The sequence below is a fragment of the Microcoleus sp. B4-D4 genome (assembly GCF_036705185.1).
Taxonomy (GTDB): domain Bacteria; phylum Cyanobacteriota; class Cyanobacteriia; order Cyanobacteriales; family Microcoleaceae; genus Microcoleus.
The window spans coordinates 12,973-37,300 of sequence record NZ_JAUBTX010000008.1; the positions used below are offsets into that span (position 1 = coordinate 12,973).

Sequence of the window (24,328 nt, forward strand, 5' to 3'; positions counted from 1 at the left end):
GGTTTCTGACTACGCGCAGCTCCGGGACTATCACAGATAAGTGCAGCCAGCCTCATGCGAAGCGATCGCACCTACTCTCAATTCTATTACCTATTGCTCTATATCCGTCCACATCGGATACCATTTTCCTGAAACAATCCAACTGTAGGTCAACTCCCAACCCGCATCCAGTCAATCATCCCCAATCTAAAATCGAAAAATCTAAAATCGTAAAGGGAACTCAAGATAATAATCTTGAGTTCCCTTTATGCTTTGCTTTGCGAGCTTTTTTTGAGCTTAATCGCGCTTCAGCTTTCGCAATTCATCTTGTAAATTCTGTACTTGTTCGCGGAGTTTGTCTACGCCGCCGGTTTCTTTAGCATCTGGTGCCGAAACCTCTTCTTCCTCAGAAACAATTTCAATCCGGCGAGGTTCAGCCGGTTTTTTGTCCCCAGTCACTTCTACTGGCGGTTGCTGCTGCTGAGCTTGTTGCACCATGTCTTCGACAAAGCGGCGTGCTTCTTCCGTTGACATTTCGCCCCGCTTGACTAATTCATCGGCCAGCTTTTGGGATTCAGCGCGCAATTCAGTCAACTTGCTGCCTGCTTTTTCACCAGCATAGGAAGCTAGCCCGACACCAAGATAAACTGCCTTTTGTAAAATATCTCCGAAACCAGGCATAGGAGCTACACCTCATAAAACAAGGTGAACCGGAGACCACGCCTATTACAAGCATCCCGTGTTGCTGCTACCTTCCGGTCCTGACAAGATTTGGGCGTTGGAATCGCGTGGGTCCAGTTCATTTGTGAGTATAACACATTTATTTATTCTTCAACCACACACCAGTGATAAATTTCATAAATAACGCAACCGTTTTTCACCAGGGGGTCTTCAGCAACGATCGCCCTTGCCTCATCCATCGAACCCGCCTCAAACATCAACATACCGCCGCCCCGCCTCGCCCAGTAGCCAGTTTTAGCTCGGTGTCCTTTAGAAATCAACTCTCGGACATAAGCTCTGTGAGCGGGCACATACTGGTCAAATACAGGCTTTTCGACAATTCCTTGCTCAATTTTGACAAACCAAGGCATTTTTATTGGGGATTTTAGATTTTATATCTTAGATTGGGAATGGGCGATCGGCAATGGGATTTAGGGCAAATGCTCTATATTCCATTTTGCACCATCCTTTCTTAACTGCGATGTTATCCGATGAACCAGTCAAAACAGCGATTTTTTATTGCTCTAGTGCCGCCCCCGGAAATTCAACAGCAGATTACTGAGATTAAACAGTATTTTGCCGAACACTACAACAGCCGCAGTGCCTTGAAGTCACCGCCCCACATCACCCTGCAACCTCCTTTTGAATGGCCAGCGGCGGAAGTTCCGAAATTAGAGGAAAGCTTAAAAAAATTTTCCGCACACCGGCTGTCAATTCCCGTTAGCCTATGCGGTTTTGCCGCTTTCGCGCCCCGCGTCATTTACGTGGATGTTGTCAAATCCCCCGAATTGCTAGAAATTCAAACAGATTTGATCAGTTATATTGAGGCGAATTTGGGAATTGTCCCTCCAGTTAATCAGAATCGCCCATTTGTACCGCACATGACAGTAGGGTTTCGCGATTTAACCAAGGAGAATTTTCAAGCGGCTTGGTTGGAATTCTCAGGGTGCCAACTCCACTTTGAGTTTACCGCTGCGGCATTAACATTGCTGCAGCACGACAGCAGCCGCTGGAACATCAGCAAACAGTTCCCGCTTAATATCGAACCCCCAACAAATTTAACTCAATCGTGAAAACTCTTCCTTCTCTACTCTTCCTTCTCTACTCTTTCTTCGCGCCGCTTCGCGGCTTCGCGGTTCATTTCTCCAAAAAAAACGTGATAAACTCTCGACATCTGAATGCAACTTAGATGCGGAAAACCTGTTTAAAATTCAACGTAAAACAGGTGGCAGACTGCCCTTAGTGGGAGTTGCCAGAGCCACAGTTCCGTAAACCAAAATTCCCGACTCTCGCAATATTTTAATAGCCGATTTAACCGTAGTGCCGCTAGTATAAATATCATCAACTAACAGCACTCGATCGCGCGGGCGACGGCGGCGAAAATCTTTCCCCAAAATCAAAGCATCTTTCATTTCAGCTTTTCGCTGCTGTGGTGTCAGAGCAAATAAAGGTTGAGTATTTTTCACCCGATCCAAACCGTGGCGCTGCAAAGGTAAACCAGTCAGCTCGCAAAAACTTTCCGCCAAAAGTTCCGCCTGGTTAAAACCCCGCTGCTTGACCTTTTCTTTGTGCATGGGAATTGGTACAACTGTTAGATTGTCAATAGCTAATTCGGGAAAACTCAGCCAAGCTTCGGCCAGCCAGCCGCCGAGAGGTTTCGCTAATTGGGGATTTCCCTCATATTTCAAAGCTGCGATCGCCCGTTTCAGAGTCCCGCCGTACTCGCCCCACACAAAAACCCGCTCCCGATCGTCCCAAAATCGAGCGGGATCTGCTAACTGACATTGCTGAAGTTGTTTGTGACAGTACGGACAAAACTCCTCGGTCGCAGGTCGCTGACAAAGAGGACAGTTAGACTTAAGAAATAGATTAAGTAAAGATTTGACTAATCCCGTCCATTTTCGGTTGTTCATCCTAAAATTGTGGTAAGTGATTAATGGGAAAAACTATCAAAATTCAATCAGTTTCCAAGAACAGGCTCTGGGCGTGACAAACCTCTACTGGCTAGACAAAATTCAACCTTCAGACCGAGATGCAGTGGGAGAAAAAGCATTTTACTTGAGCTGTTTGCTCGCTCAAAATCATCCCGTTGTACCGGGTTTTGTCGTGCCGGCTCAAACATTTTGGCAGTTTGTAGAGTCGATCGACTGGCTAGAACCGCTATTTGCTGACTGGCCCCACTCTTCCCTGCACCTGAATGTTGACGATCCCAGACAACTGCAATCGATCGCCCGCAGCATCCGCCACCAAATCCTCACCAGCAAACTGCCAGATTCACTGCCCTCCATCCTAGAGTCTGCTGTTTCTCAACTCAACTCAAACTCCAAAACCTTAATTTTTCGCCCTTCCCTGACTTCCTGGCACCCAAAAACAGTCGGAATTTTGGAAGATCGGGCAGTACGCGCACAACCAGAAGCCATTGAAGCCGGACTCAAACGAGCTTGGGCAGAACTGTTCAGAGCCCGAAGTCTATTTTACTGGCAGCGGTGCGGCCTGGAGATACAGCAAATCAATCCTGTAGTTTTGGTGCAGCCTCTGGGGCGGGCGATCGCCACGGGCGAAGTGAAAATTAAGGCCGGTGCAGCATGGGAAATCCAAGCCACCAGCGGTTTGGGAATGTCCCTCCCCAGGGGAGAAACCATCCCCGATTACTATCAAGTGCAGCCAGAAACAGGCGCAGTTAAATTCCAGCGGCTAGGTTACAAAACATTAGCCTACGACCTCAAAGCCGACGGAGAAAAACCGCTCGCCCAACAGCAGCTAGGCAATTTTTCCGCTTTCCCAATTCCCGATTCTCCATTTCTAATTTCTGATTGTGCTGACAGTTGCGTGGAAGTGTTGGCGCTGGAAGAGAAAGCACAAACTGAATATGTTTTAGAAGAATCGCAACTACAAAAAATTATTAAAGCCAGCAAACAAATAATAGCTGAATATGAGTCTGATTTAATCTTAGATTGGACGATCGAACAGACAGAAAACAGCGGCGAAACGCAGTTGTATTTCACTCATATTCGTTTTTTGCCAGGGGAAAAAGTCACGCCGAAACGGGCTGTGGCGATCGCCCCGGCGAGAACTCCGGCGATACTCAGAGGTTTGGCCGCCGCCTCGGGAAAAGCCGAAGCAATTGCCCAAGTTATCGCTAATTCCCACCCAGAAAACGCTCAATTCTTGCCTGGAGGCATTTTGGTAGCCCGGACAATCGAGCCACACTGGCTACCTTGGCTGAAAGTTGCTGCGGGGGTAGTTGCCGAAGAAGGAGGCATGACAGGCCACGGCGCGATTTTAGCGAGAGAGTTGGGGATTCCCGCCGTTGTGGGAGTTGCTGGGGCGACTCGGACGATCGCCTCGGGGGATTCGGTGCTGGTAGATGGCGATAGCGGAGAAGTTTTTGCCACCGCTCCAGATTCGGCGACTGACACAGCAGAAAGCAGCCGGCTTGAGGAAACAGCAAACAATCCAGATATATACAGTACGGCAGCAAAAATGTCAATAGCCAACCACCAATTTTCTGCATCGGAGCGATCGTCCAATCCCGGTCTTCAATCTCGACTGGTACAATCTCCCGAATCTGCTTGGGGCGCGCCAACGGCGACTCAACTGCTAGTTAATGTCAGCCAAACAAGTTCGATCGAGCGCCTCAAAAATCTACCAATAGATGGCATCGGATTGCTGCGATCGGAATTGATGGCATTGGAAGCTTTGGACTGTCAAAACCCCAAAGTTTTGCTGCAAAACGGCCGCCAATCGGAATTTGTCGATCGCATGGCGGATTGCCTCAGTTTATTTGCAGCAGCCGTTGCGCCGCGGCCGATATTTTATCGCTCTCTCGATTTGCGCGAATCGGGAGCCATCGGCAGTTTTAGTTATACCTTTGAACCCGAGTTATTTGATTGGGAACTGTGCGTGCTTCAAAAAGTCTGCGATTGGGGCCATACAAATATCAATTTAATTTTGCCTTTCGTGCGCTCTGTTGACGAATTTGTTTACTGCCGCGAGCGATTAGAAAAAAATTGGCAAAACCGACCGAACGAATTTGAAATATGGATTATGGCGGAAGTTCCTTCGGTATTATTTTTATTGCCAGATTATGTAAAAGCCGGAGTTCAAGGAATTTCCATCGGTACTAACGATTTAACTCAATTTTTATTAGGAATTCACCGCAACTCCGAACAGTTAGCAGGTGGTTTTAGCGGGCACGATCGAGCAGTAATGAAGGCGATCGAACAATTAATTTTTCAGGCCAGGGCTGCGGGGATTCCTTGCTCGATCTGCGGCGACGCGACCGCACTGTATCCTGAGATAGTTGAATCCTTGGTGCGGTGGGGGATTTCGTCTATTTCCGTCAATGTCGATGCTGCAGAACAAACTTGCAGGGCGATCGCCCGGGCCGAACAGCGCTTGATTCTAGAAGCCGCTCGATCGATCGTTAATAATTGATATCAATTCCGGTTGCACTCCTCCAGAATTTTTGACTGTTGACTGTTGATTGTTGATTGTTGATTGTTGATTGTTGACTGTTGACTGTTGACTGTTGATTGTTGATTGTTGACTGTTGATTGTGAATCGAACAACTGGAAATTGCACCGAGATAGGTGGCGACTTGTAAAAATTATTCATGAATTGCCCTCTAATTTATCATTTCGATGCAGCCGAAAACGATAGGATATAAGCTGTTGCGGTAAATCAACATTGCGTGTCAAAAATGACTGAGATTGCTTGTGAGACTTTGCTCCAGCGCTGTTTAAATTATTTTGGAAATTTCAGCCTAATGTAAGTATTCGGATGTTAGCGTATTGGGTATTAACGATTTTATCAACCAAATTTTTTGACAGACATATTGCCCTCAACCGCAAATTTTGTCCGGGCTGCCGGGTTTGGGAACCTAAGTCCTCAATAAAAAAATGGATTTTCAAGTTAGGATAGAAATATGATCAACACCTTACCCGGAGCAACAAACAATGAAATCAAAAATCATTGCAACCGCAGCAATGCTTGCAGCCCTCGGCTGTCTGCATCCCCATCCTGCATTATCTCAACCGGCAACTAGCGGCGGCCCACAACCCGGATTTTGGCAGCCGAGGGCGCAGGTTGACACTACTCGGAACATTACCCTGAGACTGTTAAATGAAACCGGATTAAACCTAGAATACGGTGAATCAGGTGTTGGTTTATCATCCTTACCCGTCGGAGCCAGCAAAAACATCACGGTTAGCGTCAGCAGCCGCACGGCCGACATTGCCAATATTCCGATTAATGTCAAAGGAGGAACCACAACTTTGAAATACGACTACAGCGTAGATTCTAAGACAAATCTTGTGACGGTTCGGATCACTACATCCGATGGTCGGAGTAGGCAAGATCGGTCAGTTTATATTGATGAAAAAGGCAGAATTTACTCTTTCTAAAACCGACGGCGATCGACCCGGTTTTTCCTGATAAATCTTGGTTTTAGCAGGAAAGTATCCGGGAAGAAATCGGGTTTCTGGACTCGATCGCGTAAATGTATGTTTCAAAAAGTCTGAATCAAGTGCAGCCGATCGAAAGTCGATTTTTTTGTGCAGCGGATTTAAAATTGCATACTCTTAATTTTACTGTCTGCGTGCGTTCTAGCGGCGGGGGCGATCGCACCTGAATCAAAGGGTTTGCCGCGCCGACAAACCCTTTGTAATAGATCGGATAGTTACTGCTGTTTCTTAGTCGATCGAGATCGACTGAGGCCCAGTGCTTTTGTTAGTCGCTTCGGTTGCGGGAGGAGTGTAGGAAGTCGAACCTGCTTGTTCGTCAATCCAGCTTCTGACGGGATCTTCGTGAAGGTTGAGTCGAAGCAGGCCCGAGAAAAATCCGCCCGCAAAGGCGATCGGCTGTTGCATCAATTCTTTGGCCACTGGGATGAGTTCGTCGAGGAACATTCAAGGTCTCCTTGTGCTGCTGGGGTTCTACCTTTACTGTACCGTTTGTACTGCGATGCTGGCAGCGGGCTAAGCTGTTGCTCCTATAGATTGTGTATGAGATTGTGTATGGCGATTGAGGGGGAGAAGGGCCCTTCGGCTTCGCTCAGGATCAAGAGGGGGAGAGGATTTGACGATTTTTGATTGTCATCAAAATATACAATTTAAATGCACAACAGCTTACCAAAAACCCAGTTCCCGGTGCTGGTACAAGACGGGCGATCGGGCAATTTTTGGCCGAATGATTTAGAATACTAATCAATTTGCTGTAAAAATTATATGTGCCGTTTGCTTGGCTACCTCGGGGAGCCGATTTTACTCGATTCTATTCTGTACAAGCCGGAACATTCCCTAATTGTGCAGAGTTACGAGCCCCGCGAAATGACTTCAGGCGTTGTTAATGCTGACGGTTTTGGCATCGGTTGGTATCACCCGCACCTAGAGACTGACCCGTTTACCTATAAAAACATACAGCCAATTTGGAGCGACCTCAATCTACCGAGTATCAGTCGATACGTTGAATCCGGCTGCGCGATCGGATACGTTCGCAGCGCAACTTCGGGACAATCTGTAGATTTGAGCAACTGTCAGCCGTTTGGGTACGATCGCCTGCTGTTCGTACACAACGGCTTCGTGAAAAATTTTCGCCAAACTCTGTACAGACCAATTCGCGATCGCCTGTGCGATACCGTTTATCAATCAATTAACGGTACAACAGATTCAGAACACATCTTCGGCTTATTTGTCAATGAATTAACAGACAAAAATCTGACCCTACAAGCAGCTTTGCAAAACTCCTTAAAAATCTTGGCAGACTTAGCAAAAGTTCAGCAAATAGAATTTTCAGCTAACATCATTATCAGCGACGGACACCAGCTCGTTGCCTCTCGCTTTGCTTCCCAAAAAGCCGCTCCTTCCCTTTATTGGGTGCGGGACGATCTAAACTTTCCAAATTCGGTCATCATTGCTTCAGAGCCTTTATTTGCTGGCAATTGGCACGAGTGTCCAGAAGACAGCATTATCAGTACGGGAGTAGACGGTGATATCCAAATCTATCCAATCTTGTAGAGAGGCAATTTATCGCGATTTGCAGCAGTGTCGGCGCGGCACTTTTAAATTATTTGCAGACATAGATTGCGATACTTTCTGCCGCCTTGCTCATCCAGATTTCAGTCCGGTTGGCTGGCACTTAGGTCACATTGCTTATACTGAAGATTTGTGGCTGTTACAGCGATGTGCTCTTTTGAAGCCAGTTTTTCCTGAATATCACCAACTGTTTGCAGCAGATATTTTGCCGAAAAAACAACGGATTTTTCTGCCATCGTTACCAGAAGTTAAATTGTATCTGGATGCGGTGAGAAAAAAGGTGTTAGATTATTTGGAAATAGCGCCGATCGAGGAGCAAGAACGTCTCTGGCGGTTTATGATTCAGCACGAAAGCCAGCACTGCGAAACCGTGGCTTTTGTGTTGCAAATGCAGGAGAAGCAAGGAAGGCGCGACAGGGATTTGGACGCGGATACACGGATTAATTATCCGCAAGGGGGAAGAAGGCAGAGGGAAGAAAGAATATTAATGCCCGATTCCCGATGCCCGATGCCCGATGCCCCATGTCCAATTCCCAATTCAGAAATTGAAATTCCGGGCGGAGAATTTTATATGGGAAGCGATGCTGCTGAGGCTTTGGATAATGAGCGATCGCGCCACTTGTGTTATTTAGAAGCATACGCGATCGATCGCTATCCCGTCACTTGCGGTCAATACCGAGATTTTATGGCATCCGGCGGCTATCAGAACCGCGATTGGTGGTCTGCTGAGGGCTGGGAATGGCTAAAAGTTCATTTAGTCGATCGGCCGCTTTACTGGTCAGAAAATCCCGCTTTCAACAACCATCCAGTTTGCGGCGTAAGTTGGTACGAAGCCGAAGCCTACTGCCACTTTACCGGCAAGCGTTTACCATCAGAAGCCGAATGGGAGAAAGCAGCGAGTTGGGATGCAGCAAATCAAACAAATCGCACCTATCCTTGGGGAGAAGTGCAGCCAAATACCAGCCTGTGCAATCACGGGAATAATCTTGCAAACACATCGCCAGTTGACGCCTTTCCAAAAGGAGCAAGTGCTACAGGCTGCTGCGATATGTTGGGGAATGTTTGGGAGTGGACTGCTTCCACATTTGACGCTTATCCAGGATTTGAAAGTTATCCTTACAAGGGATATTCTCAAGTTTATTTTGATGGAGAACACCGAGTTTTGAAAGGCGGGAGTTGGGCGACTTTTCCTCAAGCAATGCGATCGAGTTTTCGGAATTGGTACTATCCGGGCGTGCGGCAAATTATCGCTGGTTTTCGCTGCGCCAAATAGTTTAGGCGACAATTATAACTGCAATAGACAAGATTACATTTATTCGATTTCCTATCTTGAAATTATCTGCGTTAATCTGTGTTTATCTATCTTGTATCTGCGGTTAATCAATCAAACATTTAAGTAAGAAGTTTAGAGAATATGGGGGAATTTGCTTGCTAAATATCAAAATAAATCAATACGGTTCACTTAACGCTTTTTTGTCATTGCGCTTCGGGAGAGCAATCGCAGTATATTTTTGTCACATCGTTTTGCTGATCGGATTTCCTTCAGTGAACCGTATTGCAAGATAAATCGCATTTCAAAACATTAAGTAAAAAAACTTAGGAAAATTATTTTTAAATTTTAATTTGTGGATGCGATCGCCATTTAGTGAGAAAATATAAAACTGAGAGCGACATAAAAAATCAGGCTTAAGCCTGATTTTTGGCAACACTACCCTGTGCTATAACCACTGGTGCATCCTATATTTTAACTCTATGAAATCCCCAAGACTGTCGGAGACGGCAAACCAAGCCTCAACGAAGGAAAATCGCCTGCATTTAGAGCGACTGGTGAGCGCGACAGCACCCACACCCGCAGAAATCAACGCAGGTAGCGAAGTCGTTAGCGGGTTGACTCAAAACCCCAAAACCGTGCCTCCCAAGTATTTCTACGACGATCGCGGATCGAAGCTGTTCGAGTTGATTTGTCAGTTGCCAGAATACTACGTGACACGCACGGAGACGGCAATTTTGCAAGAGTGTGCAGGGGCGATCGCCCGTTTGACGGGCCCGTGCGAAATTGTCGAACTCGGCAGCGGCAGTTCCACCAAAACTCGGATTCTCCTCGATGCTTACAACCAACTGCAATATCCCCTGCACTATTTGCCGATCGACATCAGTCCGACTATCCTAGAAAGCAGCGCTTGTCAACTGCTAACAGATTATCCGTCCCTCCAGATTCACGGACTTGTCAGCACTTACGAACTAGCCCTAGCTAAAATTGCACCGTCACCGTTGCCAACCCGAATGATTTGCTTTCTAGGCAGTACCCTCGGCAATTTAAACCATCAAGAATGCGATGTATTTTTCTCGCAAATTGTCGGTGCATTGCAGCCAGGAGAATATTTTTTATTGGGAATTGACCTAGACAAATCTAAAGATATTTTAGAGCCAGCCTACGATGACAATCAAGGAGTGACAGCAGCCTTTAACTTGAATATGCTGCGACATTTAAATCGCAAGTATGAAGGAAATTTTGATTTAGCGCAGTTCGAGCATTGGGCATTTTACAATCAAGAAGAATGTCAAATTGAAATGCACTTGAGAAGTATGAAAGCGCAAACCGCGAACTTGCGCGCTCTCAATTTAACCGTAGAATTTGCCGCCGGAGAAACTATCCGCAGCGAAATTTCTCGCAAATTTAATCTGAATACGGTAAAGAAAGAACTTTCCGAGCGCGGTTTAAAGTCGGTGCAAGTTTGGACAGATCCAAAACAGTGGTTTGGTTTGATGCTTTGTCAGTTGTCAGTTGACAGTTGACTGTGGGCAGTTGTCATTAGTTAGTGCGAGGGAAAGAAACCGGGTTTCTACGATTTTTGACAACAGGAACGAGAAATATCGCAAGAAACCCGGTTTCTGAAATGGTGAGTGCATCCATTAACTTCTGAATTATTACTTTAGGGTTCACGTATGAGTTCCACAAACTAAAACTGTGTCTACTACGCCCCCTACTTCTCAACTATCAACTATCAACTATAGCAATCCTAAATCCTTTGTGAATTTCTTACTCCCTCCCCGCGGGTTCGGGGAGGGTTGGGGTGGGGTAAAAAGTTTACGACTCCTGCAAGGATTGCTATGTCAACTATCAACTATCAACTATCAACTGACAACTATAGCAATCCTAAATCATTTTCAATAACTGGTTAAGAGGCTAGGAATCGATGTCACTCTTGAAGAGTCTCGCCTGCCAAAATGGAGGCAGAGCCTCCGGATCTGCGTTACCAGGCAGAGCCTGGTAACGAGTAGAATGAGTAAATCACTTAGGATTGCTATATCAACTGACAACTATCAACTGTCAACTGACAACTGACAACTGACTAATTAACAAATCGGCCGCTGTCCGGGTTTGACTGCGTGAATGTACTCGCTGCCCGATGTCGGCCATCCCCGCTTGTAATAAGCTTCCTCCGGCTTCCCCCAGCCCAACTGCAACAAAATTTCGAGAAAATCCAACTTTTCCCACTTTGAAAGACTGGCCCATTCTGTGCGCTGAGCTAGAGCCTCTACATCCACCGGCTCGATCGATCGAAAATCCTTCCCGCTGTTAATACTCAAATACAAATCCATCCCCGCAGTTACCTGCTGCCAAAATTCTAACATCGCAATCTTAGCTGCTGTCAGAGTAATCAAATCAACCGGTAAAGCTATCAACTCATCATCCACCGCCGGATAGCGCAGAGTATTGCCTTTAACCGCCATTTCCCGCCAGACAATCCCAGAAACTTGATGTTCCCGCTGGTATTCGTGCACCGCAGCCTTAAAATTTTGATAAGCAGTAAACTTTTGAACGCCCTCAGATTTGAGAAAACGATCGATCACCGGATTCCCTGTAGCAGGAGTTTCAGTCAAGTTGAGACGTCGCCCGTGCAAGCAGGCTTGGCGCTCTTCTTCGAGGATTTTAATGAGTTGGGCCGTGCTGTAGACGTTAGACATCTTTATTCAAGCAAAATCAATACATTTGCTGGTTTGGCTGATTGGATCGGCTAATTTTTACTAAAGATTCTTTTTTTTGTGAACAATATCACTTTTGCCGCTATTGTAACCCACATTCTGCAGATGTGGCTGAGCTTACTGGTATTTTTAAGCAATCAAAACTATGAAAATTTTCCTAACCTAATTTTTTTAGGTTTGATTTTTGCTTTTCGTGAAAATAACTATAATGTAGAAAAACTTAAGTTATTTTGTTTAAATTAGTTTGCTCTCGCGTGCGATCGATTAATATCGTTTCCGGTTGGATCGGAAACGATATAAATTCAATAAAATTAGATCGCGCGTGCGGGCCGGACTCCAGCCCACAGGATCGAACTGTTTTTGTTATGGTAATCGACCGGAGATGATATTATGCAGTAATGCAAGTGTAATTAATTCTGCACGCCTTAATATGCACAGTCAATTTCAAACTTTTAGGGCGAAGTCTAAGGCTCTAAAATTGACTTACTTTTTCCAATCTCTGTGAATATTTGAAGTATTTTAAATCTTCGACAAAGATACTTTTGCGGTTAAAAATTCCTGAGTTTGTTTTCACAGATAATTGCACGTCTCCCTGGTTTTTTCCTGCTTGTTTCAACATCTCCATTACCATTTTCCTGTGATTGCGTCCTTCAGCCTTAATTCTTCTCGACTGACTAGAGCTTCGTAATAATCGGGTTTGATTTCTAGGGCGACTCCGTAAGAGTTCATAGCGTCTTGAGTCCGCTGCAATTTTTGCAAAACGTCGCCCCGCTGTGCCCAAGCTTCCCAGTTGTCCGGCTTGAGTTGAATCACTTGGTCAAATGCGACGAGCGATTCGGAATAGCGCTGCATTTTCCCTAGCAGCAAACCTCGCTGCACCCAGCCTTGATAGCTGTCGGGCCAGATAGTAATTGCTCGATCGTAGGATGCTAGAGCTTGTTCGTATTGCTGCAAAGTTGATAGAGCGTTGCCGCGTTTCAACCAAGCTTCAAAATTGTCGGGTACGATTTTAATTACGCGGTTGTAAGCTGCGACTGCTTCTTCGTAACGCTGCAATTTTTCCAGGGCCGCGCCTTGCTGCAATCCTACTTTTGATGTAATTTCTGTTTCTGAACTCAGAGAAATTACTTTGTCATAACAGGCGATCGCTTCTTCGTACTGCTGCAAGTTTTCTAGAGCTTCGCCTCGGAAATTCCAAGCTTCTAGAAAATTCCCTTCTATTTGTAGGGCATTGCTGTAAGCGATTATCGCATCTTTGTAGCGTTCCAATTCTGCTAGGGCGATGCCTCTACCCAGCCAAGCTTCGGGGAAGTTTGGATTAATTTGAATTGCTCTGTCAAAAGCAGCGATCGCCTCTTCATAATCTCTCGATTCTGACAGGGTTTGACCGCGCCCGATCCATACTTCTGGATAAAAAGAATTAATTTCAATTGCGCGATCGAAACAAGCAATTGCGCCATCGCGCCACTGGTGTTTGAGCGCCATTCCTTTATAAAACCAAGCTTCGCAATCGTTGGGTTGCAGTTGCAGCACGCGATCGTAAGCTGTGACTGCTTCTCCGTATTTGTGCAGTTTTGCTGAAGCAATACCCCGATTGAACCAAGCCAGACTATTTTGTGGTTGTAGTTGAATGGTGCGATCGTAAGAAGTTACAGCTTCAGCGTAGCGCTCGGCCTTCATCAGAGCCAAACCTCGGTTCAGCCAAGCTTCTGCATTAGTCGAGACGAGTTTGAGCGATCGCTCGTAGGCCGCCACGGCTTCAGCGTAGCGCTCTGCTTGCAGCAATACGTTGCCTTGCCGGCACCACATCGCGGGCAAATTTGGGTGAATTTGGGTGGCTTTTTTGTAACAGCTTGCTGCTTTATCCCACTCCTGCAATTCCTCTAAAACTCTGCCTTGCTGATACCAAGCTTCGTGCTTTTCTGGATTGATTTCAATTGCTTTGTCGAAAGCCGCGATCGCTTCTGAGTAATTCTGTAAATTTAACTGTGCGCTCCCGCGCAGCATCCAAGCCCAATATTCTTCTGGATTAATTGCTATAGCTCGATCGCAACAGGCCACTGTTTCTGCGTAGGAGTGCAGTTGCTTGTAAGCTTTGCCCAGATTCAGCCACGCCCGGGCCCAGTCCGGCTTAATTTGCACCGCTTTTCCATAGCAAATGATTGCCGCTTCGTACCTTCCCGATGCGTACAATCTATTGCCCCGATCGTAATCTGGAAATGCTGCCACAATTCTTAAAATCGGTGGCAGTAGAGCTGGTTGGGGGTTTGACGAGTTTTCCGTGGCTGAAGTCGAGAGGTCTGGCATACGCCTTACATATAAAAAATTTAGTGGGTTGACAAGCTTGCGGTCTTATATATTAACTTATGCTGTTCTTAACTCGCTGCGGTTTTGAAACCAATTTAGCATATCAGGTCTTCTGCCACAAATTATATTTACTTGAGAGCAACTTAAATCTATTAAATCTATATGTATAAAATTATGCACAGTTCCCGCTTTCAGTATTCGGCTGTAAAATGCCGTCGGGAGACAAACAAATATCTCGTTATCCTGATTTCAAAATAAATTTCATATGCTAACTGTACACAGACTTTTAGATTTTGCGGACTGCTTTACCGATCGCAATTCAACGCCGATCGACCTTTCCTGCAATTATTGGTACCAAGGTAATTGTCCTCAAAGCGGCGAACTGCTGAGACTGCCCCGCACTCGAATGTCAGAGGAACTCGCCAGGGGTTTGATGCAGTACCTTGCTGCGGACGATTCCTTCGATCGCGAGGGCAAGATGTACGGCATATTGCTGGTAGAGATGGCTTCGGGGGAACAGGGGATACTCAAAGCATTTTCCGGGCTGCTCAAGGGTTGCAGCGTTGTTGAGGGCTGGGTGCCGCCGATTCCGGGACGATCGCGAGTTCAAGGAGAGGAAGCGCGCGCCTTAACTCAATTAGAAGCGATGAAACAGGAACTGATTGCACTGAATCAACTCCCGCAGCGACAAGAGTATCAAGCTTTATTGAGCGAGTTTGAATTGCAATTGCAATTATTGAACGAACAGCACCGAAACTGCAAGCAACAGCGAGAACAAAAACGCCAATTACTGTCTCAAACTCTCGCAGCAGAAGCACTCTCAATTGCTCTCGAACAATTGAATCAAGCCAGCCGTTTGGAGGGAATTGAACGCAGGCAATTGAAACGGCGGCGGGATGAAACATTGCAGCCGCTAAAACTCTTAATTGAAGCTGCAGATGAGCGGATGCGGGCGCTGAAAAAGCAGCGAAAAGAGCTTTCCCGCGAACTTCAGGCGCAGATGCACGCGGCCTATACGCTGGTGAATTTTTTGGGTAAATCGCGATCGCTCTTGCAATTGATGCCTGCCGGTGCTATTCCCACGGGAACGGGCGATTGTTGCGCGCCAAAATTGCTGCACTATGCTGCTGCAAATAATTTAAAACCCCTAGCAATGGCAGAATTTTGGTGGGGGCCGAGTTCTGGAGATAAGATTCAAGGGGAATTTTATGGTGCTTGTGGCGATCGGTGTCAGCCGTTGATGGGTTTTTTACTTTCTGGATTGGGTCAAAATAAATCAAAATTACCGATTATTTATCAAGATGAGTGGTTGATTGCTGTCAACAAGCCCTGCGGATTGCTATCAGTTCCCGGTCGATATCTCGATACTCAAGATAGCGTTCAAAGCCGCTTGCAAAACTATTTTTGCGATGATTTAAATCTGAAGAATGTTCACCGATTGGATTTAGAAACGTCGGGTATTTTGCTGCTGGCGCGCGACAAAGAAACCCACAGCAAATTGAGCGGTCAATTTGCTAAAAAACAAGTTCGCAAAGTTTACGAAGCGGTGCTTTCTGGGACTGTAAAAATTGATGCCGGGACGATCGAACTTCCACTTTGGGGCGATCCCGAAAATCGCCCTTACCAACAAGTTAATTGGGAGTGCGGAAAGCCCAGCGTTACTGGCTTTGAGGTAATGGCGAGGGAGGGAAATCATACTCGCGTCGAGTTTTTGCCGCTGACGGGGCGCACGCATCAGTTGCGGGTTCATGCAGCGGATGTCGGAGGGTTGGGAATACCGATTTTGGGCGATCGACTTTACGGATGTCGGGCACAGGCTAGTCGATTGCACTTACACGCGCGGGAACTTTGCTTTGAGCACCCGCAGTCGGGAGAATGGCTGCACTTACAGGCGGCGACTCCATTTTGAGCACGCGGGCGATCGATATCTGTAGAATTACAAGCAATGGTTCCTAGGGCGGACACGATATAGAGATATGCTGACAAAGATTTGTTGGCAAGTCCTGTTTGAGTTATATTGAGAAGCGATCGAACTCAAATTTTTCAGATTCTTCAGTTGAGTAAATATCAAAATTATGACTACTCAAACAACCTCTCCACTCCTACTCAGTTCCTTCAAAATCGGAGATTTAACCTTAAAAAATCGGGTAGTCATGGCACCCCTGACGCGGAGCAGAGCCGGTGAATCGCGGATGCCCAACGCCTTGATGACAGAATATTACACTCAGCGAGCCGGAGCTGGTTTAATCATTACAGAAGCCACAGTGATTTCTACTCAAGCTATTGGTTGGCTGAATACGCCCGGTATTTATTCAGACGAGCAAGCCGAAGCTTGGAAGCAAGTTGTGACTTCGGTTCATGCCCGCGAAACGCCGATTTTCATGCAGCTTTGGCACTGCGGACGATCTTCCCACAGCAGTTTTCATGAAAACAATCAATTGCCAGTTGCAGCATCTGCCGTCAAAATCAACGGAGAAGGCATTCATACTCCTGCGGGAAAACAACCCTACGAAACTCCCCGCGCTCTAGAAACCGATGAAATCTCCCTAGTTGTAGAAGATTATCGCAAGGCGGCGGAACGGGCAAAAATGGCAGGTTTTGACGGTGTAGAAATTCACGCGGCCAACGGCTATCTCATTGACACATTTCTGCAAACCAGAACCAATCACCGCACTGATTCCTATGGTGGGACAGTCGAAAATCGCTACCGTTTTCTTAAGGAAATTGTAGAGGCGATTATCACAGTATTTCCGGCAAACAGAGTGGGAGTTAGACTTTCTCCCAATGGTGCTTACAATGATATGGGTTCTCCCACTTATCGGGAAGATTTTCTGTATTTCGCAGGGCAGTTAAATGCCTGTGATTTAGCTTACCTTCACTTGGTGGACGGTGTGGATAGGGGCTTTCACGAATTGGGAGCGCCGATGGTGATAGGTGAGTTTCGCGATGTGTTTGCAGGGCCGCTGGTCGGCAACTCAGGATATACTCAAGAACTGGCTGAAACAGCTTTGAGCAGCAAAGTTGCGGATTTAATTGCTTTTGGTCGGGATTTTATCAGCAATCCCGATTTGGTAGAACGTTTTACTAATGGTTGGCCGCTCAATCCGCCTGCAGAAGTTGGGGTGTGGTATTCTTTTGGGCCTGAAGGTTATATCGATTTCCCTAGGTATCAGGAATCTCAAGCTATTTCCTGAGCCTCAGATTACATGGATGACACCTGCTGTTAGATCCCAGATTTCTTTAAGAAGTCTGGAATCTGGCTAATCTAAAATTGATTGACTGCTTCGTAATCTTCCCAAGCTGCTTTGGCACCAAATTCGACGATCGCACTCCAATCACAAGCATATTCTCCAGCACAACTAAAAGAACCAAGTTCCAAGACATAAAGCTCTCCCTCTGACTCGCAGATATCGATCGTGTAAACAGATTCGGGATACCAACTCACTTGTTTTAAAACTTCCCTAAGATAGTTTTCTAAATATCCTCCCCTGATAGTTTCATCAACTCTTTCTTCTCCAACCAAATACAAAGAACCAGTAATAATTTGATTCTTATAAACAAAAAATCTCCATTCTTTCGTAATTTCTCGCTTACCACTGACTAATACCAAAGTTGTTTCGTCCCTTTTTAATTCACTTCCCAGAGATTGCATAGTATTTAAAATATTCAGGTTAAAAACCCCGGCTCGAAATGACTTCATATTGCTGTCAGGTCGAATAAATAAATCTCCCTCGGATTTGAAGTATTCCAGAATTTCGGTTTTTCTTCTGATTAATTCGCCCAAAGAAAGAATAAAATATTTATTATTTAACAAGTATTGACCGAAATAAGTGTAGTAACTGGAACAACGGAGATTTTTTTCATCCATATAAGCTCCGGGAATCCACGAAGTTCTTAAGATATCCCGACCCAAATTCAGGGTTCCCATGAATAAAACACAATCATCAGGGGGAAAATATTGATGAGCTGCTTCAGGGCGAAAATTTAGATATTTAGTTTCTTGGTAAATGTATCCTTGTTTCTGTAGTTCTGCCAAAAATTCTGATTCGCGATCGTAAATATCTTTTTCAATCAACCAATTTACTTTTTTCATGACTCTTTGATGTTCTGGTGTTTGAGAAGCAACTCCCGCAAAGAGAGCAAAAATGACTTAATCTAACCCAATAGCAAAAAGGCAGTTGAGATCGAGAACGTTTCCTTCTATCCTAATAAGCGTAGGATATTTTCAAACATCCGAGCTACGAGCTCAGCTTTTGAGATCCTGAAAATAATCAATAGCGGAAGCGCTTTTAACAAGATGGCACAAAATCACAAATCAACGGTTATCATCACCGGCGCTTCCTCCGGCGTCGGTTTGTACGGCGCAAAAGCTCTCGCAGACAAAGGATGGCACGTAGTCATGGCCTGTCGCGACGTGCGGAAAGCCGGAGACGCAGCCCAAGAGTTGGGCATACCTCAAGGCAGTTTCTCCATTCTGCAGATTGACTTGGGCGATTTGGAAAGCGTGCGCCGATTTGCTAGGGAATTCAAGGCCAGTGGCAGGCCTCTCGATGCTTTGGTGTGCAACGCGGCAATTTATATGCCTTTGATTAAGGAACCGCTGCGGACTCAGGAGGGTTACGAGTTGACGATGACTACGAATCACCTCGGTCATTTCCTGCTGTGCAACTTGATGATGGAAAATATGAAGCCTTCGTATTATTCCGATGCGAGAATCGTGATTTTGGGAACTGTGACTCACAATCCAGACGAGTTGGGCGGGAAGATTCCGCCGCGCCCGGATTTGGGAAATTTTGAGGGTTTTGAAGCGGGTTTCAAAGACCCGGTTTCGATGGCTGACGGTAAGAAGTTTGAACCGGTCAAGGCTTATAAAGATAGCAAAGTTTGCAACGTGCTGACGATGCGGGAATTGCACCGCCGCTTTCACGAATCGACGGGGATTAATTTCACTTCGCTATATCCCGGATGCGTTGCGGATACGCCGCTGTTCCGCAATCACTATCCTTTGTTTCAGAAGCTGTTCCCGCTGTTTCAGAAGAATATTACCGGGGGTTATGTGTCGCAGGAGTTGGCTGGGGAAAGGCTGGCGATGGTGGTTGCAGATCCCGAATACAAGCAATCTGGCGCTTATTGGAGTTGGGGAAATCGTCAGAAAAAAGATGGCAAATCTTTTGTGCAGAAGGTTTCTCCGCAGGCGCGGGATGATGAGAAAGGCGAGCGGATGTGGGAGTTGAGCGCTCGGTTGGTGGGTTTGACTGACGGGGCTCCAATGGGTGCTGCTAGTGCTGGTCGATCGGCATAATATCGTGTCTGCACTGCTAACCGGCTCAGGTCGTTTGCACTACAAACTGTTTGTGTCAGCGACTTGACATGATGTAGTTGATAGTTTGTGCACCACAATCTCAGAAACCGGGTTTTTTACTTTGTCTGCGGGCTGTGACGAAGTGAACGTATGAAAAACCCGGTTTTTTGCTATTGGTACGATCGCCCCATGAACCTCAAAGTGCAGGTTGGGCGATCGAATAAATCGATTTTTTATACCGTTGGCGATCGAATGTCGAGATATTGTTGCGGATCAGCATCCGGTTGATGCGTAAGTTTTGGGGGACGAACACCGGAGCGATTTTTGGGTTTTTGGCCGTTGCGAAACTTGTGGTGGCGAAGGTTGTTGGCTTTTTTGCGGTTAAGATTAATTTTAAGTTTAGGGTGCACGGGTTCCTGAAAAGATTTTCACCCAATTATTCGAGATAATTAGATCCTATGGCTTGTCGATCGCAAAAACTTTTTTTAATCGCTGGAATTTTTGGCTTAGTTTGGTTGGGAAAACCAGCGAAAACATCCGCTAGCCATGTTGCAATTTTTACCTCCAATGTTGAGGATTTGACCGCAGTCAGTAGCGATCGCGATCGACACGAGCGAAGCACTTATAATCTTGACACTCGCGAAGACTTGCTCGCCCCAGCATCAGATCGATCGGCTTTGCCACCAATTATACCTGCAGCAACTCCCGATTTACAGTCAGAAGTTGCCAATTGGGCCGATCGCACGTCGATCGCCACAACTCAAGAAACGGCGCTTTCTAACTCAGGTAAACCGCTAGAAGAAAGTATTAGCGCCCAAAAAATTGGTTTGGAGGGCGATCGAGATTCGCAACTAATTTCAAATCCCGTGACATCGGAATTAGAACCGAGTCCTGTGGCGATCGCGGGTACAGACAATTCTGATAACAATATCAGCCAACTGCCCAACCCAATTCAACCGAGAGAGCCGGAATTTCCCGCACCAATCGCCCCCGAACCGCCTCCACCCTCTCCCCTCCAGCCAACCCCAGCAACACCTGTTCCCGGCGACACCAGACCAGGGATTCCGGGTACAATTCGGGTGGAGCGCTTTGAATTTGAGGGCAACACGGCTTTTAGCGATCGCGAACTGGCAGAAGTTACGCAGCAATTTGCGGGCCGCGAAATCACCTTTGCTGAACTGATCGCAGCAGAAGCAGCCGTCACTCAAAAATACGTAGCAGCCGGATACATCAATTCCGGGGCTGTAATTCCCGCCAACCAAAGCTTTCCCAGGGAAGGAGGCGTGGTAAAAATTCGGATTGTCGAAGGCGGGTTAGATGAAATTAAGATTGCGGGAAACAGGCGCTTGAATTCAAGTTACGTGCGATCGCGCCTCGAACGCGCCACCAGAAGGCCGCTCAATCGCGATCGGCTGCTGGAAGCCTTGCAAATGCTGCAACTAGACCCTTTAATTGCCAATATTTCCGCCGAATTGCAAGCCGGAAGCCGCCCGGAAAACAGCCGATTGGAAGTGCGGATCAAAGAAGCAGACAGCTTTAGTGGTGAAGTGTTCGCAGACAACAATCGATCGCCCAGCGTCGGCAGTTTTCGGCGGGGCGTGCGCCTCAATCAAGCAAATTTGCTCGGTTTGGGCGACGGATTGGAGGTATCCTACGCTAACACCGACGGTAGCAATGAATTTAACGGTAGCTACACAGTTCCCGTCAACGCGCGCAACGGCACAATTCGGTTTGCTGCGGGTGCTGCGAACACCAACGTGATCGAGGAACCCTTTGCTGCGGCAGAAATTGAGGGTAAATCGCGCACTTACGAGTTAACTTACCGCCAGCCGATTGTCGAAAAGCCCGATCGCACTTTAGCTTTGGGAGTAAGTTTATCGCGCCAAGAAAGCGATACATTCCTGTTGGGAGAACCATTTGCGCTGTCGGCGGGAGCAAACGATCGCGGGGAAACGCGGGTTTCGGCGGTGCGGTTTTTTCAAGAATACGTGCAGCGAAATACCCAACAAGTGATCGCGGCGCGATCGCAGTTTTCCGTCGGTACCAATTTGTTCGGCGCTACTGAGAACGATAGCGGCCCTGATAGCCGTTTTCTGGCGTGGCGCGGACAAGCGCAGTACGTGCGGCTGTTAGCGCCGGAAACCTTGCTGATAGTGCGTTCCGACATTCAATTAGCCGATCGCCCGCTGCTTTCTCTGGAACAAATCGGGATCGGCGGCGTTCAAAGCGTGCGCGGATACCGCCAAGATTTGCTGTTAACTGATAGCGGTGCGATCGCCAGCGCGGAGGTGCGAATCCCTGTTTGGCGTGTCCCGGAAGTTAAGGGATTGTTGCAGGTGGCTCCGTTTATCGATTTTGGGGTAGGCTGGAACAATTCGGGGGAAAAAGCTAATCCTGAGTCTGACACGCTGTTGGGTGCGGGTTTGGGGCTGGTTTGGCAAATGGGCGATCGGTTGAATGTGCGTCTCGACTACGGTATTCCTTTGATTAATGCTCGATCGGGCGATCGAACTTTGCAGGAAAAAGGCATCTACTTTCGGATTAATTATTTTGCGTTTTAAATTGTAGGTTGGGTTGAGTGCGATCGAACGCTTCGCCCAACACTTTCCTCTTTAGCGCTGACGGTCAATTTTTATTAAGTGGCGGTATCGATCGAGATTTCAAATCATCTCCAAAGTCAGGCAATGAGACTCTAAATCCTCTATTAAATGTCAGTCTCGATACTACTTCAAGAAAAGGATCTTAGCAATTCCTGAGTCTCAAATCAACAATTTGATTAAAAGTGTAGCGGTCTAACGCCCCAAATCAGTGGCAGCTAGCAACCTCGGCATCACAATCAACCCTCTCTATTCCGTCCGCTGCATTTGGATTGTTATTCAGTATTCATCCATTAAAATAACTATTCCAAAATAATTAATAAAAACAATAAAATCTACATAAACAAGTTGATATCCTTGAGATTTGATAGATGATTTTCAAAGGAATTTATCGTCATTAAAAACATTTGTTTTACAAAATCTTGTTGCTCCGCTAAAAGCTTATTCCATAATCTCGGAGATAAAACTAAGTTTTCAACATGAGATAAAAGCAAGTTAGAAATAATAATTTTTTGTTCATTGATACTTCTTTTTTTAATTTGACTATTCAAAAATGAAAATAACTTTTTATCTTTCCGATAAAAACTCAGTAAAACGAAAATTTTGCTGCCTTGAGGAAAAACGCTTAGAAAAATAAACTTCAAATCCTGATTAAGATCTGAAAAATCATTGATTTGATTTCCTTGCATATCGTATTCAACTGCGAATGCGGATGAAGCTGCTATTTGATAATGACCATAAAACTCGATAACACATGTTCCTATTTTATCGAAATCCCGATTTCTGAGAACACTATTCCACCAGATTTTTTCTTTCTCTATCTGCTGTAAAGTAAGGCTCGAACCCTGTAGTGCGAGATCTAGATGATTCTTATTAAGTTTAGGAAGCTTTTTCGCATTGCTAAGAAGGTTCGTAGCTTCACGTTTTACGTGATACTCTCTAGCAAAAGCTCTATATGCAAAAAGAAACTCCTGCTCTTTGTTGTATTTGCAATAATCTCTCGCCTCAATCGGCAGAAAGATTTTTGTATCATGAAAACCACAAAAATTGGTTGATATTGTTGCTACCTTCCTACCTATTGCTTCTGAGCTAATTTCAAAATTACCATCTATATCTTTAGGTTTCAACTGAATTACATGACCATCTTCAGCTATTTGACTTAAGATTCGATTATTCTGAACTGAGTGTGCCCTAATAATTGAGGTAGAACATTCATCTCCAAGGCAAAAGCACTCTTTAAATCTTGACTCACGCGCAAGACTACTGAGCACTTGGTTGTATTTTCCCATAATCCCTCGCCAAATGCCTTTAACTAATACTGCTACCCTTCCAACAGTAGCTAAATTTTATCGAAATACGCACACAGCTTCAAAATAACTGAACATCTAGTCCATCCCTCTTTTAAGCGCCACCCAATTCGCATAAATTATTATTGTATCGCAGTTGCGCTACAATACTGAATATAGTCGGAATAATACCGCAGCTCAAGGATGTATGTCAACCCCTTCTTACTCCCCATCAGAATCTCCTTTCCTCGATCGAGTTCGCCGCACGATTCGACTCAAGCACTTAAGCCGTCGCACTGAAAAAAGCTATCTTTATTATATTTGGGAAAATTCCACTTGATGGGTGAAAGAGAGTCAATCTAACACCCTCGGCGATCGATCAGTTGTATGAAGGCTTGACGTTGAAGAATGCTCAGATGATCTGTATCCAGTAAATATTTCATAGTTCATCTTCAGCTTCGAGGAGAGACTCATCCCCTTGGCGAATCGCTCGTCCTAATGCAAGTAGCTCCTCAAAGGCAGGTTCATCTTTGAAAGACCCTATAATTTGTTGCAACCAATTCGTCGGTTGAGAAGCCACAATTTGCTTCTGGAACTGGGCGATTGCTGCTTCCACTGCTGCAAGCCGTCCCTCTAAAGAAGTGTTAATTTCCATTTGAGTTTCCCTAATTAATCCTTCCTATCCTAAAGTATTTCATGCGGATAAGGGAGCGGTCATAAACCGACGCTCGCGGTCAGCAGCATAAGCAATACAGGCTTTTAAATCTTCTCGCGTCAGGTCGGGAAAATCATCAAGAATTTCTGCTTCGGTCATCTCAGAAGCCAGGTACTCAAGCACTTCATAAACCGTAATTCGCAAGCCGCGTACACAAGGCTTACCACCGCGTTTATTTGGTTCGATCGTGATGTGGTTGCGGTAGTTCATAAAAAAGCTTGGTAAGATTGTGTTCTCGACCTTTGCAAAATCTTAGCCTATGGCTGCGGATCTGGCAAGGTTGTCAGTTATTTTTAGCGCTGACGGTCAAATTTTATTAAGTGGCGGTCTCGATCGCTACTTCGGTCGCGAGCGGGGACGCTCGCACTGATACGATCCAAATATATAATTATGATGGAACC

Annotated in this window: 24 protein-coding genes and 1 other RNA gene; 12 read left to right on the top strand and 13 right to left on the bottom strand. The window is 45.9% G+C overall.

The window, feature by feature from the left end:
• Positions 1-276: 276 nt before the first annotated feature.
• The 3 genes from QUB13_RS09430 to QUB13_RS09440 form a co-directional block, all read right to left on the bottom strand.
• The gene (locus QUB13_RS09430) at positions 277-660 is read right to left on the bottom strand and encodes a phasin family protein (RefSeq protein WP_194008814.1); all 384 of its coding nucleotides are present in this window, start codon (positions 658-660) and stop codon (positions 277-279) included.
• 23 nt (positions 661-683) lie between these two features.
• Positions 684-780, bottom strand: an RNA gene (gene ffs / locus QUB13_RS09435) — signal recognition particle sRNA small type.
• Positions 781-803: 23 nt separating this feature from the next.
• Positions 804-1,070, bottom strand: coding sequence for a YciI family protein (locus QUB13_RS09440; protein WP_194008815.1), 267 nt, complete (start codon positions 1,068-1,070; stop codon positions 804-806).
• 120 nt (positions 1,071-1,190) lie between these two features.
• Here QUB13_RS09440 and QUB13_RS09445 point away from each other — a divergent pair, with 120 nt between their 5' ends.
• Entirely contained in the window at positions 1,191-1,772 is a 582-nt protein-coding gene (locus QUB13_RS09445; RefSeq protein WP_333380267.1) for a 2'-5' RNA ligase family protein, read from the top strand.
• Between the two features lie 138 nt (positions 1,773-1,910).
• Here the strand turns inward: QUB13_RS09445 and QUB13_RS09450 are convergent, their stop codons facing one another.
• Positions 1,911-2,612, bottom strand: coding sequence for a ComF family protein (locus tag QUB13_RS09450; RefSeq protein WP_333380268.1), 702 nt, complete (start codon positions 2,610-2,612; stop codon positions 1,911-1,913).
• A gap of 16 nt (positions 2,613-2,628) precedes the next feature.
• Here QUB13_RS09450 and QUB13_RS09455 point away from each other — a divergent pair, with 16 nt between their 5' ends.
• Complete coding sequence (locus QUB13_RS09455) at positions 2,629-5,136, top strand: putative PEP-binding protein (protein WP_333380269.1); 2,508 nt, start codon at positions 2,629-2,631, stop codon at positions 5,134-5,136.
• Here QUB13_RS09455 and QUB13_RS09460 read toward each other — a convergent pair.
• Positions 5,104-5,316 (bottom strand): hypothetical protein, encoded by a 213-nt coding sequence (locus tag QUB13_RS09460; RefSeq protein ID WP_333380270.1) that lies wholly within the window; start codon positions 5,314-5,316, stop codon positions 5,104-5,106. The genes QUB13_RS09455 and QUB13_RS09460 overlap by 33 nt on opposite strands.
• Before the next feature lie 341 nt (positions 5,317-5,657).
• Between QUB13_RS09460 and QUB13_RS09465 the strand changes: the two genes are divergently transcribed.
• Positions 5,658-6,104 carry a hypothetical protein gene (locus QUB13_RS09465; RefSeq protein WP_333380271.1) on the top strand — a complete coding sequence of 149 codons (447 nt, stop codon included), beginning with the start codon at positions 5,658-5,660 and terminating at the stop codon, positions 6,102-6,104.
• A 95-nt stretch (positions 6,105-6,199) separates the two neighbouring features.
• Positions 6,200-6,331, top strand: coding sequence for a hypothetical protein (locus tag QUB13_RS09470; protein ID WP_333380272.1), 132 nt, complete (start codon positions 6,200-6,202; stop codon positions 6,329-6,331).
• Between the two features lie 61 nt (positions 6,332-6,392).
• On the opposite strand, the gene QUB13_RS09475 is transcribed toward QUB13_RS09470, so the two are convergent.
• On the bottom strand, positions 6,393-6,608 hold the full coding sequence (locus QUB13_RS09475; protein ID WP_194067161.1) for a hypothetical protein: 216 nt from the start codon (positions 6,606-6,608) through the stop codon (positions 6,393-6,395).
• Between the two features lie 318 nt (positions 6,609-6,926).
• Between QUB13_RS09475 and egtC the strand changes: the two genes are divergently transcribed.
• From egtC to egtD, 3 genes are all read left to right on the top strand, one after another.
• A complete protein-coding gene (gene egtC, locus QUB13_RS09480; RefSeq protein WP_333380273.1) occupies positions 6,927-7,715 on the top strand; it encodes an ergothioneine biosynthesis protein EgtC in 789 nt (262 codons plus the stop codon).
• The gene (egtB, locus tag QUB13_RS09485) at positions 7,687-9,006 is read left to right on the top strand and encodes an ergothioneine biosynthesis protein EgtB (RefSeq protein ID WP_333380274.1); all 1,320 of its coding nucleotides are present in this window, start codon (positions 7,687-7,689) and stop codon (positions 9,004-9,006) included. The genes egtC and egtB overlap by 29 nt, the downstream gene beginning before the upstream one ends.
• A gap of 479 nt (positions 9,007-9,485) precedes the next feature.
• Positions 9,486-10,529 carry an L-histidine N(alpha)-methyltransferase gene (egtD, locus tag QUB13_RS09490; RefSeq protein ID WP_333380275.1) on the top strand — a complete coding sequence of 348 codons (1,044 nt, stop codon included), beginning with the start codon at positions 9,486-9,488 and terminating at the stop codon, positions 10,527-10,529.
• Between the two features lie 561 nt (positions 10,530-11,090).
• Here egtD and QUB13_RS09495 read toward each other — a convergent pair.
• Both QUB13_RS09495 and QUB13_RS09500 read right to left on the bottom strand, forming a co-directional pair.
• The gene (locus QUB13_RS09495; RefSeq protein WP_333091008.1) at positions 11,091-11,702 is read right to left on the bottom strand and encodes a hypothetical protein; all 612 of its coding nucleotides are present in this window, start codon (positions 11,700-11,702) and stop codon (positions 11,091-11,093) included.
• A 642-nt stretch (positions 11,703-12,344) separates the two neighbouring features.
• The gene (locus QUB13_RS09500) at positions 12,345-14,027 is read right to left on the bottom strand and encodes a tetratricopeptide repeat protein (RefSeq protein WP_194012720.1); all 1,683 of its coding nucleotides are present in this window, start codon (positions 14,025-14,027) and stop codon (positions 12,345-12,347) included.
• Between the two features lie 265 nt (positions 14,028-14,292).
• Here QUB13_RS09500 and QUB13_RS09505 point away from each other — a divergent pair, with 265 nt between their 5' ends.
• Together QUB13_RS09505 and QUB13_RS09510 are read left to right on the top strand one after the other, a co-directional pair.
• Positions 14,293-15,936 carry an RluA family pseudouridine synthase gene (locus QUB13_RS09505; protein ID WP_333380276.1) on the top strand — a complete coding sequence of 548 codons (1,644 nt, stop codon included), beginning with the start codon at positions 14,293-14,295 and terminating at the stop codon, positions 15,934-15,936.
• Between the two features lie 166 nt (positions 15,937-16,102).
• A complete protein-coding gene (locus tag QUB13_RS09510; RefSeq protein WP_333380277.1) occupies positions 16,103-17,221 on the top strand; it encodes an alkene reductase in 1,119 nt (372 codons plus the stop codon).
• Between the two features lie 71 nt (positions 17,222-17,292).
• Here QUB13_RS09510 and QUB13_RS09515 read toward each other — a convergent pair whose 3' ends face one another.
• Positions 17,293-18,120, bottom strand: coding sequence for an ATP-grasp domain-containing protein (locus tag QUB13_RS09515; protein WP_333380278.1), 828 nt, complete (start codon positions 18,118-18,120; stop codon positions 17,293-17,295).
• A gap of 204 nt (positions 18,121-18,324) precedes the next feature.
• On the opposite strand from QUB13_RS09515, the gene QUB13_RS09520 reads away from it, so the two are divergent.
• Positions 18,325-19,329: a protochlorophyllide reductase gene (locus tag QUB13_RS09520; protein ID WP_333380279.1), complete on the top strand. Its 1,005-nt coding sequence runs from the start codon at positions 18,325-18,327 to the stop codon at positions 19,327-19,329.
• 233 nt (positions 19,330-19,562) lie between these two features.
• Here QUB13_RS09520 and QUB13_RS09525 read toward each other — a convergent pair whose 3' ends face one another.
• Complete coding sequence (locus QUB13_RS09525; RefSeq protein WP_333380280.1) at positions 19,563-19,739, bottom strand: hypothetical protein; 177 nt, start codon at positions 19,737-19,739, stop codon at positions 19,563-19,565.
• Positions 19,740-19,787: 48 nt separating this feature from the next.
• On the opposite strand from QUB13_RS09525, the gene QUB13_RS09530 reads away from it, so the two are divergent.
• Positions 19,788-21,890: a ShlB/FhaC/HecB family hemolysin secretion/activation protein gene (locus QUB13_RS09530; RefSeq protein ID WP_333380281.1), complete on the top strand. Its 2,103-nt coding sequence runs from the start codon at positions 19,788-19,790 to the stop codon at positions 21,888-21,890.
• A gap of 371 nt (positions 21,891-22,261) precedes the next feature.
• Here QUB13_RS09530 and QUB13_RS09535 read toward each other — a convergent pair whose 3' ends face one another.
• The gene (locus QUB13_RS09535; protein ID WP_333380282.1) at positions 22,262-23,215 is read right to left on the bottom strand and encodes a hypothetical protein; all 954 of its coding nucleotides are present in this window, start codon (positions 23,213-23,215) and stop codon (positions 22,262-22,264) included.
• A 205-nt stretch (positions 23,216-23,420) separates the two neighbouring features.
• On the opposite strand from QUB13_RS09535, the gene QUB13_RS09540 reads away from it, so the two are divergent.
• Positions 23,421-23,552, top strand: a complete 132-nt coding sequence (locus QUB13_RS09540) for a hypothetical protein (RefSeq protein WP_333380283.1) — start codon at positions 23,421-23,423, stop codon at positions 23,550-23,552.
• Positions 23,553-23,651: 99 nt separating this feature from the next.
• Here the strand turns inward: QUB13_RS09540 and QUB13_RS09545 are convergent, their stop codons facing one another.
• The gene (locus QUB13_RS09545; protein ID WP_333380284.1) at positions 23,652-23,867 is read right to left on the bottom strand and encodes a hypothetical protein; all 216 of its coding nucleotides are present in this window, start codon (positions 23,865-23,867) and stop codon (positions 23,652-23,654) included.
• Between the two features lie 39 nt (positions 23,868-23,906).
• Positions 23,907-24,137 (bottom strand): DUF433 domain-containing protein, encoded by a 231-nt coding sequence (locus QUB13_RS09550; protein ID WP_190742120.1) that lies wholly within the window; start codon positions 24,135-24,137, stop codon positions 23,907-23,909.
• Positions 24,138-24,328 lie beyond the last annotated feature (191 nt).